Source organism: Burkholderia puraquae, assembly GCF_002099195.1.
GTDB classification, from domain to species: domain Bacteria; phylum Pseudomonadota; class Gammaproteobacteria; order Burkholderiales; family Burkholderiaceae; genus Burkholderia; species Burkholderia puraquae.
Genome location: NZ_NBYX01000002.1, coordinates 481,704 through 495,049, shown reverse-complemented (window position 1 = coordinate 495,049; position 13,346 = coordinate 481,704). Strand labels below are relative to the sequence as shown.

7 protein-coding genes are annotated in these 13,346 nt (G+C 68.4%); 4 read left to right on the top strand and 3 right to left on the bottom strand.

From position 1 onward, the window contains the following. Positions 1-6 precede the first annotated feature (6 nt). Together B7G54_RS06585 and B7G54_RS06580 are read right to left on the bottom strand one after the other, a co-directional pair. Positions 7-654 carry a response regulator transcription factor gene (locus B7G54_RS06585; protein WP_085038341.1) on the bottom strand — a complete coding sequence of 216 codons (648 nt, stop codon included), beginning with the start codon at positions 652-654 and terminating at the stop codon, positions 7-9. Next, positions 651-2,081: a sensor histidine kinase gene (locus B7G54_RS06580; protein WP_085038340.1), complete on the bottom strand. Its 1,431-nt coding sequence runs from the start codon at positions 2,079-2,081 to the stop codon at positions 651-653. Before B7G54_RS06580 ends, B7G54_RS06585 begins: the two co-directional genes overlap by 4 nt. Before the next feature lie 455 nt (positions 2,082-2,536). Between B7G54_RS06580 and B7G54_RS06575 the strand changes: the two genes are divergently transcribed. The 4 genes from B7G54_RS06575 (at position 2,537) to B7G54_RS06560 (ending at position 12,446) form a co-directional block, all read left to right on the top strand. Then, the gene (locus B7G54_RS06575; protein ID WP_244289261.1) at positions 2,537-3,328 is read left to right on the top strand and encodes a response regulator transcription factor; all 792 of its coding nucleotides are present in this window, start codon (positions 2,537-2,539) and stop codon (positions 3,326-3,328) included. Positions 3,329-3,434: 106 nt separating this feature from the next. After that, positions 3,435-6,437: an ATP-binding protein gene (locus tag B7G54_RS06570; protein WP_085038338.1), complete on the top strand. Its 3,003-nt coding sequence runs from the start codon at positions 3,435-3,437 to the stop codon at positions 6,435-6,437. A 201-nt stretch (positions 6,438-6,638) separates the two neighbouring features. Beyond that, entirely contained in the window at positions 6,639-11,525 is a 4,887-nt protein-coding gene (locus B7G54_RS06565; RefSeq protein ID WP_085038337.1) for an ESPR-type extended signal peptide-containing protein, read from the top strand. Between the two features lie 231 nt (positions 11,526-11,756). Beyond that, positions 11,757-12,446 carry a response regulator gene (locus B7G54_RS06560; RefSeq protein WP_085038336.1) on the top strand — a complete coding sequence of 230 codons (690 nt, stop codon included), beginning with the start codon at positions 11,757-11,759 and terminating at the stop codon, positions 12,444-12,446. Positions 12,447-12,579: 133 nt separating this feature from the next. Here the strand turns inward: B7G54_RS06560 and B7G54_RS06555 are convergent, their stop codons facing one another. After that, positions 12,580-13,293 carry a response regulator gene (locus B7G54_RS06555; RefSeq protein ID WP_085038335.1) on the bottom strand — a complete coding sequence of 238 codons (714 nt, stop codon included), beginning with the start codon at positions 13,291-13,293 and terminating at the stop codon, positions 12,580-12,582. Positions 13,294-13,346 lie beyond the last annotated feature (53 nt).

Below are 13,346 nucleotides of genomic sequence, written 5' to 3'. Positions count from 1 at the left end.
CACGCGCTAGGGCGACGCGGCGCCCGCGAACGCCGCGTACTCGCGCACGAGCTCGACCAGCGACGCGGCCTGCAGCTTGTCGAACACGTTCGCACGATAGGTCTCGACGGTGCGCGGCGACAGCCCGAGTTCGCGCGCGATCTCCTTGTTGCTCCAGCCGCGCACGATGCCGTCGAGCACTTCCCGCTCGCGCGCGCTCAGCGTCGCGATACGCGCCGCGCGTGCCGGGTCCGCGCCGCCGTGTGCGCCCTGTTCGCGCTGCGCCGCGTGCCGGCGGATCGCCTGCTGGACCGCGTCGATCAGCTCGTCGTCATCCACCGGCTTGCGCAGGAAGTCGAGCGCGCCGCGCTTGAACGCGCGCCGGCACGCGTCGATGTTGCCGTGGCCGGTCATCACGATCGCGGGCAAGTCGCGGCGCGCGCGCAGTTCGTCGAGCGCGTCGAGGCCGCTCATCCCCGGCATCCGGATGTCGAGCAGCACGCAGCCGAGCGCCGCGTCGTCGGCGTCGACGAGGAACGCCTGCGCATCCGCATAGCAACGCGTGGCCAGCCCGACCGAATGCAGCAGCAACGCAAGGCCATCGCGCACGGCTTCGTCGTCGTCGACGATGGCGACGACCGATGCATCCGGTGTCGAATGAAGCGCTTCGTTCATGCGGCCTCCTCGGCCAACGGCAACAGCAGCACGGCTTCGACGCCGCCCGTCGGCAGGTTGCGCACCGTCAGCGTGCCGTCCTGCCGCTGCGCGAGCGTATCGCACAGCGGCAGCCCGAGGCCGAGCCCGTGCGCACGTGTCGTGAAGAACGGCTCGAACAGGCGCGGCAACGCATCTTCCGGCACGCCGGGGCCGTTGTCGACGACGCTGAAACGGTAATGCCGGCCGACTCGCGCGCCGCTCACGCGGATCTCGCCGCGCGGCGTGCCGACAAGCGCATCGCGCGCGTTCTGGATCAGGTTGTGCAGGATCTGTTCGACCCCGACCTGTTCGGCGAACGGCCGAGCGCGCGGCGCCGCGTTGTGCCAGCCGAGCGCGACATGCTCGCGCGCGCAGTCGTCGCGGTACAGGAACAGCAGCATGTTCATCACGGCGTCCGGATCGATCGCATCGCGCTGGCCGGCGCACGCGGACGTCACCGCCGCGCGCAGCCGTTCCAGGATCGCTGCCGCACGCTTCGCCTGCGCGACGCTCGTCTGCAGCGCGCGGCGCACGCTGTCGTGTTCGGCCGGACGATCCAGCAGCCGTTCGGCCGCCCGCGTGTGCGTGACGATCGCGGTGAGCGGCTGGTTCAGCTCGTGCGCGAGGCCGGCCGCCATTTCGCCGAACGTGTCGAGCCGGCCGAAGCGGTCGAGCCGGGCACGTGCATCCTCGCGGCGGCGTGCTTCACGCAGTCGCCATACGACCAGCGCGCCCACGACGAGCAGCGCGGCCACCGCGTTCCACAACGCGATCGGCAGCCACGGCAGATCCGCGATCGTCAGCGTGCGCGTCGTGTGCAGCACGAACGCCTGCGGCTGCGCGGGCAGGTGCTTCTCGAGATGCAAGGTCCAGCCGGGCAGCGCGCTGCCGGACTCACGCGACAGCAAGTCGACACGACGATCGCGCAACGCCAGCGCCGCCGAAGAAATCGCTGGCGACCAATCTCCCGGCTGGATCATCTGGCGCGGATCGACACGCACGGCCCAGCCGGAATTGGCAATCAGCCAGTAGGCGGCAGGACCGTCGAACACCAACGTGAACGGCTTCCCGGGCCGTGGCTGCGGCGTCATGGCGGGCACCGGCCCGCCGTCGGCCTGCCAGCCCGTGCCGCGCCGCCAGTGGGCGAGCCCGTCGAGCTGCGGCATGCGTTCGCGCAGGTTGTCGAGCATGTGGGCAGGTGGCGCCGTCAGCGACGATGCGCCGAGCGTCGCGAGGATCGCCTCGTGTTGCGCGGCTTTCTGCGCGAGCAGGCGGATCGTGATGCTGGAATCCTGGAAGAAGCGGCCGTATGCGTCGGCGGCGGCGCGCGACACGACGAAAGCCGTGCCGGCGAGGCTGAGTGCGAGCCACGCGAGCAGGGCGACGAGTCGGACGGAAGGTTTCATGAGCAAGGCGGGTTCGACAACGGATGACGCATGGCGGACAGCGCGGCGCACGGCCGGCGCGATGCGGAGAACACGGACACGGCGCGGGAATCCCGCTGCCGCGCGCAACGCTCTCCATTGTCGGCAAGTCCGCACTGCCTGTGGTCCGAACCCCGTTATGTTTCCTGTCAGACCCGTCCCAAACATGCGGTTTCGCCGGCAGCACTGCCTGCAATTTCAGACTGGGCTGATTTTCTTCAGACTCCGAACCGACCACAATCGGCCTGCTTGTTCTCCGTTGCCTCCGGGAGTACAGGCTCCATAGTCGATATTTTCCCGCCCTCCGCGGCGGGACTTTTTTTGAACGGCATCGCGCCGAAACCGCCCGGAACCCGTCCGGCCATGATCCCGCTTCCCTTCATCCGATCGCGAACGCGCGCCGCTTCCGCTCCGCGCCAGCTTCGCCCGCCCGCATCGTGATCGAAACACCCACCACTTCCATCGCGATCCTGACGATCGACCACCCGAGCCGCAGCGCGTTCGACGATCGGCTGCGCCGCGCCGGCTACGGCTACGATCGCCTGCGCATCGACGACATCCTGCGCAAGTCAGGCTACCGTCCAGCGCGCTTCGAGTATCTGTCCGACCTGCTCGCGACCTGCGACACGCGGTCGTTCGACCTGTTCATCGTGCAATGCGAAACGGCGTGCTGCCGCACGCTCGACGCGATCCGCGCACTGCGCGCGCGCTTTGCCGGCACGGTCGCGATCGTGTCGATCAGCCAGCGCGATGCCGACGCGTCGCGCAGCGCGTGCTTCATGGCAGGCTCGAACGAGCACCTGCCCTACGTGTCGCCGGCCGACACGCTGATCGCCAGCATCGCGACGTGGCTCAGGTGGTCGCATCACCGCGCGACGCATCATCGCCACTGGCGGATCGGCTGCTTCGAATTCGACACGGCCGCACGCAGCGTGAACGTCGCCGGCCGCGAGCACGTGCTGACCGAGAAGCATTTCCAGATCGCGACCGCGTTCTTCCTGAACCTGGGCCGTGCGCTCGATCGCGCGCACGTGAGCCAGCTCGTGTGGGGCTCGCTCGTCGCGTCGCAGAGCCGGCGGCTCGACACGCACGTCGCGTACCTGCGCGACCGGCTCGAACTCGACGGGCGGCACGGCGTGCGGATGATGACGATGTACGGCTTCGGGTACCGGCTCGTCACGTGCGAGCCGGGTGCGCCCTCTCCGGACACCCCCGACCCGCGACGATAAACGCGTCGCCGCGCGCGGCGCGCGCCCTCGCAAGCCTGACAGGCCCCATTGCGCGGTGATCGGACTCCATTATCATGGGGGCACCTTGGCCGACCGCCCCGCCCCGATGGACCACCGCGCCGCACCCGATCGATCCCGCCCCGCCGCCGGCCCGGCCGCCGAACCCACGCCGGCCGGCCGCCGCCAGCGCGCGCTGCTGTATGGCGGCGGCGTTGCCGTGACCGTCGCGATCCTGCTCGCCAGCGGGCTGATGCTGTACACGATGGCGCGCGAAGCGATCCAGGCGCGCTACACGACGTTCGCGGTGCGCCAGTTCCTCGTCCAGTTCGAATTCAAGATGCGCACGACGGGCATGGACACGCTCGTCACGCACGACGAAGCCGTGTGGAACGCGCGCCCGACCGACCCCGCCCGCGTGGCCGCGCTCGCGGCCGGGCACGGCCGGCTCGTGATCCAGGGCAGCCCGACCTTCCCGCCCACGCTGGTGCTGGCCGACCTGTCGCCCGCGCAGCCGGCCGAGCGCTATGCGCACGATCTCGCGATGGCGAGCGACATGAGCTACCGCGTCGGTGCCTATGTCGCGAAACACGACGCCGACCGCGCAATCGCCGGCTACGCGTACCGCCCCGACCGCAGCTTCGCGGTCGTCATTCCGGAGCCCGTGCCGGCCGATCCGCTGACCGCTTCGCCGAATACCAATGCGCAGACGCTCGTCGCGAAAGTCGCGGCCGGCATCAGTACGCCACCACCCGGGCAATACGAATGGCACCCGCCCGTCTACGATCCGGTGCAGCGGCGCGACGTGTTCCGGATCGCCGGCGCCGTCTATGACGGACACACGCCGCGCGTGGTGTTCCTGTCGACGCTGCCCGTCGACGTGCTGCGCACGCGCCTGGCCGTGGGCGAAACGACCGACGCCGCGATCGTCGCCGACGCCGGCGGCCGCACGCTGCTGCGTACCGGCACCGCGGCCGACGACGACGCGACGCTCGCGTCGGTCGAACGCCTCGGCGCGCGCACGCGCGCGGCGCTCGGCAACGGCGGCCCGCGCACCGCGTTCGGCGACGGCCTGTTCGCGCTGAGCCAGCCGATCCCCGACACCGACTGGACGCTCGTGCAGGCGTTCTCGCTGCGCTCGCTGCTCGCGACGATCGGCCTGCGCGCCGGCGGCTACGCGGCGATCATGCTGGCCGTAATCGCACTCGTGTGGTGGCTGCTGGTGCGTTTCGACCACCGCGTGCTGAAGCCCGACGAAGCGCGCCGCCGCCGCGTGATCGACAGCGAGAACCTGAACCGCACGATCGTCGAGGCCGCGCCGTCCGGCATCGCGCTGCTGGCGCTCGCCGACGGCACCGTGCTGCTGCAGAACGACACGATGCGAGACTACGACGCGCGCCGCGCGGGCGGGCCGTCGCTGCCGGCGCGGCTGCTCGCGCGCTTCGACCGCTCGGCCGAGACCGACGCGTGGCAGTCGGGCCTGCACGTATCGCTGCCCACCGCGAACGGCAATGCGGTCGACCTGCTCGCCAGCCTCGTGCGCACACGCTACCGCGATACGGACGCCGTGCTGTGCAACTTCTCCGACATCACGTCGCAGAAGAACGTCGAACGCGCGCTCGACAACGCGCGGCAGGCGGCCGACGCGGCGAACAACGCGAAATCCGCATTCCTCGCGACGATGAGCCACGAGATCCGCACGCCGCTGAACGCGATCCTCGGCAATCTCGAACTGATCGGCCGCGAGCCGCTCGCCGACACGCAGCGCGAGCGGCTGCATACGGTCGAAGGCGCGTCGTCGGTGCTGCTCGACCTGATCAACGACATCCTCGACCTGTCGAAGATCGAGGCCGGCCAGATGACGATCGAGGCGATCCCGTTCGATCTCGCCGACACGATCCGGCAAACCGGCGCGATGTTCGAGCCGCTGGCCACCGCGAAGGGGCTGCAATTCGACGTGTTCGTCGACGACGCGCTCGCGCCCCGCTATCTCGGCGACCCGACGCGCATCCGGCAGATCGCCGCGAACCTCGTCGGCAACGCGATCAAGTTCACGAACCACGGCGAAATCACGCTCGAGGTGTACCTGCGCGACGACACCGATCCCGCTTCGCCGATCGCGATCGGCGTCAGCGACACGGGCATCGGGATGACCGACGAACAACGCGCAACGCTGTTCCGCCCGTTTACGCAGGCCGACACGTCGATCACGCGGCGCTACGGCGGCACGGGCCTCGGGCTCGCGCTGACGAAGCAGCTCACGCAGATGATGCACGGCGCGATCGACGTGAAGAGCGAAGCCGGCCACGGCAGCACGTTCGTCGTCACGCTACCGCTGCAGGCGGCGAGCGGCGAGCAGATCGCCGCGCAGGACGCGGCGCGTGCCGACGATGCAGCAGCGCTTCCGTCGGTCACCGCGCGCGTGCTGGTGGTCGACGATCATCCGGTGAACCGCAAGCTGCTGCAGGGGCAGCTCGTCACGCTCGGCTACGCGGCGGACGCGGCCGAGGAAGGGGCGTCCGCGTTGCGGCGCTGTACCGATACGCGCTACGACCTCGTGATGACCGATCTGAACATGCCGGGGATGGACGGCTACACGCTGGCCCGCGTGCTGCGCGCGCAGTATCCGGAGCTGCCGGTGGTCGCGGTCACCGCGCATGCGAGCGCGGCCGAGCATGCGCGCTGTGCGGAAGCGGGGATCGTCGCGGTGCTGGTGAAGCCGGTGCTGCTGGAGACGATCGACCGCACCGTGCGGCGGCATGCGCATGCGGTGCCTGCGCGGGCTGCGGCCGCGCGCACGCTCGTCGATCTGGCCGAAGGCCCGCTGCCGCCGGACGTGCATGCGCTGCTCGACGCGAGTCTCGCGCAGTCGCTGCCGGCAGCACGCGATGCGGTAGCGCGCGGCGATACCCCGGCACTGCGCCATGAACTGCATTCGCTGCGCGGCGCGTTCGCGACGATTCACGAGCACGCGGTGGCCGATGCGGTCGGCGCGTTGCAGGCGATCGTGCATGAAGGCGACATGGCGTCGTTCGATGCACGGCTCGCGGAAGTGGAAAGCCTTGCGCGGGACGCGCTCGAGCGACGCGCGACGCAAGCGCCTTCTGCCTGAATACCGCTCGCCGGCCGTCGCTGGCCGGACTTTTCTCCCCTTTCTGTTTGCGTCTCGCGGGCCACGCCCGCCAGGCCGCCGCACGCGTGTAGGACTGGGCCTACACAAGCGCTATCTCGAATCAGCCTCGGACGACTGATTAGGACGAGGCCGATCCCTACCATCGGTTTGTGAACTGACAAACCGTAAGGAGTAGGGCAAATGAACAAGACCTATCGCAACATCTGGAACGCTGCGACGAACACGTGGACGGCCGTGGCCGAGACGGCGAAGTCGCATTCGAAGGGTTCGTCGCGCGCAGCGCGGCGGGCGGTGGTCGCGATCGCGCTGGGTAGCGCGGCGATCGGTAGTGCGGCAGCGGCGGAAGTGTGTACGGCGGCCGATGGGTCGAGCGGGACGGTCGATGCGGCTGGCGTGTGCAAGGCAACGGACTCGGGCTCGATCGGCACGATGGGTTCAGTCGGAACGATGGCGACCTCCACCGAACTCACCGATTTGGTGAAGTTCGGTACCGGGACAACGGGAGCCGCCAGCGCGACAGGCACCTCCGCGACGGCGCTGGGCTCCTATACGCGTGCAACGGGAAACTGGTCCGTCGCGATCGGCGGCGCGACGGGCACCGATGCGAATGGCGGGCGCGGCGCCTTCGCCGGCGGAAACAACTCGGTCGCCATCGGGTCCGTGAGCGAAGCACGCGCCAACAACTCCGTTGCCCTGGGCGACAGTTCTCTAGCCGACCGCGCGAATACCGTCTCGGTAGGCGCGGTCAACAACCGTGATGGCCGATCATTTACCCGCCAGATCGTCAATGTAGCCGCCGGCACGGAAGCAAACGACGCCGTCAATTTCGGCCAGATGAACGCTGGCCTCTCGACGACGAATGCATCGATCGCCGCGACGAACGCCGCGCTGTCGACCACCAATACCGCGCTCGCCGCCACGAACACGGCACTGTCGACGAAAGTCGCCGATACCTACTTCAAGGTCAACAGCACCGGGGCCGCCGCGACTGCCAGCACCACGGACGGCATCGCCATTGGTCCCGGCGCCAACGTTTACAACGGCGGCGTGACCAATCCTTCGGGATCGATCGCAATCGGCAGCGGCGCCTCGGCTGCCGGCACCGGCACGATCATGATCGGAACGAACGCAAAGCATACGGGCTCCGGCGCAACGGTCGTGGGCGCCAACGCCAGCGTCATGGGGGGCTCCGGCGTTGCCGTGGGATCCGGTAGCACGGCCGACGGCTGGAGAGGCGTAGCGTTGGGTATGGGCGCGACGGTGAGCGGCACCTCGTCGATCGCGCTAGGTTACGGCAGCATCGCCGATGCGAACAACACTGTCTCCGTCGGCTCATCAGCGCTCCGGCGACGCATTACAAATGTGGACGCCGGCTTGGACAGCAGTGACGCTGTGAACGTCGGCCAGATGAACGCCGGGCTGTCGACGACGAATGCGTCGATTGCCGCGACGAACTCGGCACTGTCGACCACCAACACCACGCTCGCCGCAACCAACTCGGCGCTGTCGACCACCAACACCCAGGTAGCCGGGCTCAATGCCGACATGGCGGCCGCGAAGAACGACATCGCGACCCATACCGGCGACATTTCGAAGATCAACGATCAACTTGCCGGCCTGTCGGACGGCACGCTCGGCCTCGTCCAGCAAGCTGCCCCGGGCGACGACATCACCGTCGGCGCGGATACCGACGGCACGGCCGTGAACTTCAGCAGCAAGACGGGCACGCGCAAGCTCACCGGCATCACCGCCGGGGATGTATCAGCGGGCAGCACCGATGCGATCAATGGGTCGCAACTGCACGGCGTTGCGGACAGCGTCGCGTCGGCGATCGGCGGCAGCTCGACCGTCAATGCAGACGGTTCGATCTCCGCGCCGGTATTTACGGTCGGCGACGGCAGCGGTGGCACGAAGATCGTCAACTCGGTCGGCGACGTCGTCACCAACCTCGACGAGCGTGTCACGAACAACGAAGGCGGAATCAAGGACCTCGCCGAGCAAATCGGCAGCGGAACCGTCGGCCTCGTCCAGCAGGCCAACCCGGGCGACGACATCACCGTCGGCGCGAACACCGACGGCGCAGCCGTGAACTTCACCGGCACGACGGGCACGCGCAAGCTCACCGGCATCACCGCCGGGGATGTATCAGCGGGCAGCACCGATGCGATCAATGGGTCGCAACTGCACGGCGTTGCGGACAGCGTCGCGTCGGCGATCGGCGGCAGCTCGACCGTCAACGCAGACGGCTCGATCTCCGCGCCGGTATTCACGGTCGGCGACGGCAGCGGCGGCACGAAGATCGTCAACTCGGTCGGCGACGCCGTCACCAACCTCGACGAGCGTGTCACGAACAACGAAGGCGGAATCAAGGATCTTGCCGAGCAGATCGGTAGCGGTACCGTCGGCCTCGTCCAGCAGGCCAACCCGGGCGACGACATCACCGTCGGCGCGAACACCGACGGCGCAGCCGTGAACTTCACCGGCACGGCTGGCACGCGCAAGCTCACCGGCATCACGGCCGGGGATGTATCAGCGGGCAGCACCGATGCGATCAATGGGTCGCAACTGCACGGCGTTGCGGACAGCGTCGCGTCGGCGATCGGCGGCAGCTCGACCGTCAACGCAGACGGCTCGATCTCCGCGCCGGTATTTACGGTCGGCGACGGCAGCGGCGGCACGAAGATCGTCAACTCGGTCGGCGACGTCGTCACCAACCTCGACGAGCGTGTCACGAACAACGAAGGCGGAATCAAGGACCTCGCCGAGCAGATCGGTAGCGGTACCGTCGGCCTCGTCCAGCAGGCCAACCCGGGCGACGACATCACCGTCGGCGCGAACACCGGCGGTAACGCCGTGAACTTCAGCAGCAAGACCGGCACGCGCAAGCTCACCGGCGTCACCGCCGGCGACGTCTCGACGGCAAGCACCGACGCCGTCAACGGTTCGCAACTGCACGGTGTCGCGGACAGTGTCGCATCCGCGATCGGCGGCAGCTCGACCGTCAACGCAGACGGCTCGATCTCCGCGCCGGTATTTACGGTCGGCGACGGCAGCGGCGGCACGAAGATCGTCAACTCGGTCGGTGGCGCTGTTACCAACCTCAATGATCGCGTTACGAGCAACGAAGGCGGAATCAAGGATCTCGCCGAGCAGATCGGTAGCGGTACCGTCGGCCTCGTCCAGCAGGCCAACCCGGGCGACGACATCACCGTCGGCGCGAACACCGGCGGTAACGCCGTGAACTTCAGCAGCAAAACCGGCACGCGCAAGCTCACCGGCATCACGGCCGGCGACGTTTCGACGGCAAGCACCGACGCCGTCAACGGTTCGCAACTGCACGGTGTCGCGGACAGTGTCGCATCCGCGATCGGCGGCAGCTCGACCGTCAACGCAGACGGCTCGATCTCCGCGCCGGTATTCACGGTCGGCGATGGCAGCGGCGGCACGAAGATCGTCAACTCGGTCGGCGACGTCGTCACCAACCTCGACGAACGTGTCACGAACAACGAAGGCGGAATCAAGGATCTCGCCGAGCAAATCGGTAGCGGAACCGTCGGCCTCGTCCAGCAGGCCAACCCGGGCGACGACATCACCGTCGGCGCGAACACCGGCGGCAACGCCGTGAACTTCAGCAGCAAGACCGGCACGCGCAAGCTCACCGGCGTCACCGCCGGCGACGTCTCGACGGCAAGCACCGACGCCGTCAACGGTTCGCAACTGCACGGTGTCGCAGACAGCGTTGCATCGGCGATCGGCGGCGGCTCGACCGTCAATGCCGACGGTTCGATTTCCGCACCTCGCTTCACCGTCGGCGACGGTAGCGGCGGCACGAAGATCGTCAACTCGGTCGGCGACGCCGTCACCAACCTCAACGGGCGCGTCACCGACAACGAAGGCGGCATCAAGAAGCTCGCCGACCAGCTCGGCAGCGGCACGGTCGGCCTCGTTCGGCAGGACGCGACGAGCGGCATGATCACGGTCGGCGCGGGCGGCGCAGGCTCGGTGGTCAACTTCGCCGGCAGCGGCGGCCCGCGCGTGCTGTCCGGCGTCGCGAACGGCGTGGACGACGACGATGTCGTGACCGTCTCGCAGCTCCGCGCGACCGGCCTGATCGACTACACGGGCAAGGAAGTCGGCGCGGTCACGTACGACAGCGGCCTGTCGTTCGATTCCGTGACCTTCGCCGGCACGGACGGAACGGTGCTGAAGCAGGTCGCGGCGGGCTTCATCGGTCGAGACAGCATGGAAGCCGTCAACGGGGGCCAGCTGTACGCGCTGCAAGAGCAGTTCGCGAAGCAGTACGGCGATCTGTCGGGCCGCTTCGACGACCTGTCGAGCCGTGTCGGCGAACTCGAAACCAGCCCGGGCGACCCCGGCACGGGTGGGCCGGGCGCAGGCGGCCCCGGCACGGGCGAAGGCTCGACCGTCGTCGGCGAAGGTGCGGATGCATCGGGCCGGAACAGCTCGGCCATCGGCAACGGCTCGGTCGCGTCGGGTGACAACAGCTCGGCTGTCGGCCAAGGCTCGGTCGCATCGGGCGACAACAGTTCGGCTGTCGGCCAAGGCTCGGTCGCATCGGGCGATGGCAGCACGGCGCTCGGCCAGGGCGCGACGGCATCGGGCAACAACTCGATCGCGGTCGGCCAAGGCTCGGTGGCCACCGAGGCCAACACCGTCTCGTTCGGCGACGGCACCGAAGCCGGCAACCGCCGCCTCGTCAACATCGCCGACGGCATCAACGCGTCGGACGCGGCGACGAAGGGCCAGCTCGACCGTGCGATGGAATCGGTCGACCAGCGCTTCAACGACACGAACCGCGCGATCAACGACGTCGCGAAGAACGCGTACGCCGGTATCGCGGCCGCGATGGCGATGCCGAACATGACGCCGTCGCAGCCGGGCAAGACGGTGGTCGCGGTCGGCGCCGCGAACTTCAAGAGCGGCTCGGCGATCGCGGCCGGTGCGACCTACCGTTCCCGCAACGGCAACTGGCTGGTGAACGGCGCGACGTCGGTCACGTCGGTCGGCGACGTGGGCATCCGTGCGCAAGTCGGCTACGAGTTCTGACCGGACGGCTCCGCGCAAGCGGAGCGTCGACCCGAAGCGGGGGAAGCGATTCCCCCGCCGCTCGGCCGACGGCCAGTGGCGATTCCTCCGAGTTGCCACCGGCCGTCGGCGCGACGGCGTCGCGTCCGGCCAGTTCTTTCGCCGCCCGCGACGGCGCCTCCGCGCCGGCTCCAACCTGCTCAACGACGCCGAACGCGTGCCGCCCGGCACCGCACAACGCGTGAGAACCTCATGAACAAAACCTTCCCCATCCGCATCGTGATCGCCGACGACCATCCGGCGATCGTCATCGGCGCGCGCTACGAACTGTCGTCGACGAACACCGTCACGGTCGTCGCGACCGCGCACAACTCGACGGAACTGATGGAAGCGCTCGCGAGCCATCCGTGCGACGTGCTCGTATCCGACTATGCGATGCCCGGCAGCGATTACGGCGACGGGCTCGCGCTGTTCACGGCGATCCTGAAGCGCCATCCCGGCCTGAAGATCGTCGTGATGACGATGATGGAAAACGCGGTCGCGCTGCGCGCGCTGATCAATCTCGGCATCGCGTGCATCGTCAGCAAGTCGGACTTGCCGAATCACCTGACGATGGCGATCCACGCGGCCTATACGAGCGGCCGGTATCTGTCGCCGTCGATGGACAAGATCCTGCGCAATGCAGGCAGCGTGACCGGCAGGGCGCCGGCGCTGTCGGTGCGCGAGGTCGAGGTGATCCGGCTCTTTGCGTCGGGACTGTCGGTGAACGACATCGCCGAGAAGCTGAATCGCAGCAAGAAAACGATCAGCACGCAGAAGAGTTCGGCGATGCAGAAGCTCGGTATCGAGCGCGACGTCGATCTGGTTCGCTATGCGATCTCGTGCGGGCTCGTGACCGATTACGGGTATGCGTCGGCGCAGGCGGCCGGCGAAGCGGACTGATCGAACCGAAGCCTTGAGATGAAAGCATCGGCACCCGTGCGGCGCCGGTGTGTCTGTCCGCGCAGGCGGCACTTAGCCAAATGGGCAGGTCATGCGCGCCGCCGCCCGGCAGCGCGTGACGACGCGCGCCCGGTCAGGCCGGGTCGCCGCCCTGCGCCCCTTCCCCGGCGCGCCCTTCGCTGCCCGCGGCGGCAACGATCCCGTTCTCGATCGCGTAGCGCAGCAGGTCGATGTCCTTTTCCACGCCGATCTTTTCCATCGCGCGCGCCTTCTGCGTGCTGATCGTCTTCTTGCTGCGGCTCAGTTTCTCCGCAATCTCGTTCACCGTCAGGCCCGACGCATACAGCCGCACGACCTCGATTTCGCGTGCGCTCAACTCGCGCTTCTGGTCGGCGGCCCGCGCGCTCGAATGCGACGTGAGCGTACGCACGACCTTCTCGACCGACGGCGAATAGTAGGTGCCGCCCGTCGCGGCCGCGTGAATCGCCGGAATCAGGTGATCGACCGTATCGGACTTGCTGACGATGCAGGTAATACCGAGCCGCGTCAGTGCGCCGATCACCGCCGGATTGTCGAGCATGGTCAGCACGACCAGCTTGGCAACCGGGTAATTGCGCTGCAGGTAGGAGAACAGCGTGATGCCGTCGCCGTGCGCGCCGCCCGGCATCGCGTAATCGGACACCACGACGTCGCATGCGCCGGCATCGAGCAGCCGGATCAGCTCGGTCGAACTGCCGGCCTTGCCGGTCAGCTGGATCGTCGGCACCGACGACAGCCCGTGCTCGACACCGGCGAGCATCGCCGGATGGTCGTCGGCCAGTACCACGCGTATCAGATAGCTTCCCATAGTCGTCCAGATTTGCGCGGCCTGGTGTCGTGGCGGAAACCGCCACGCGCCGG

Excerpts from the sequence above, each read along its gene's own strand:
- B7G54_RS06585 (WP_085038341.1), bottom strand. The coding sequence starts at position 654 with ATGAACGAAGCGCTTCATTCGACACCGGATGCATCGGTCGTCGCCATC.
- B7G54_RS06580 (WP_085038340.1), bottom strand. The coding sequence starts at position 2,081 with ATGAAACCTTCCGTCCGACTCGTCGCCCTGCTCGCGTGGCTCGCACTC.
- B7G54_RS06570 (WP_085038338.1), top strand. The coding sequence starts at position 3,435 with ATGGACCACCGCGCCGCACCCGATCGATCCCGCCCCGCCGCCGGCCCG.
- B7G54_RS06565 (WP_085038337.1), top strand. The coding sequence starts at position 6,639 with ATGAACAAGACCTATCGCAACATCTGGAACGCTGCGACGAACACGTGG.
- B7G54_RS06560 (WP_085038336.1), top strand. The coding sequence starts at position 11,757 with ATGAACAAAACCTTCCCCATCCGCATCGTGATCGCCGACGACCATCCG.
- B7G54_RS06555 (WP_085038335.1), bottom strand. The coding sequence starts at position 13,293 with ATGGGAAGCTATCTGATACGCGTGGTACTGGCCGACGACCATCCGGCG.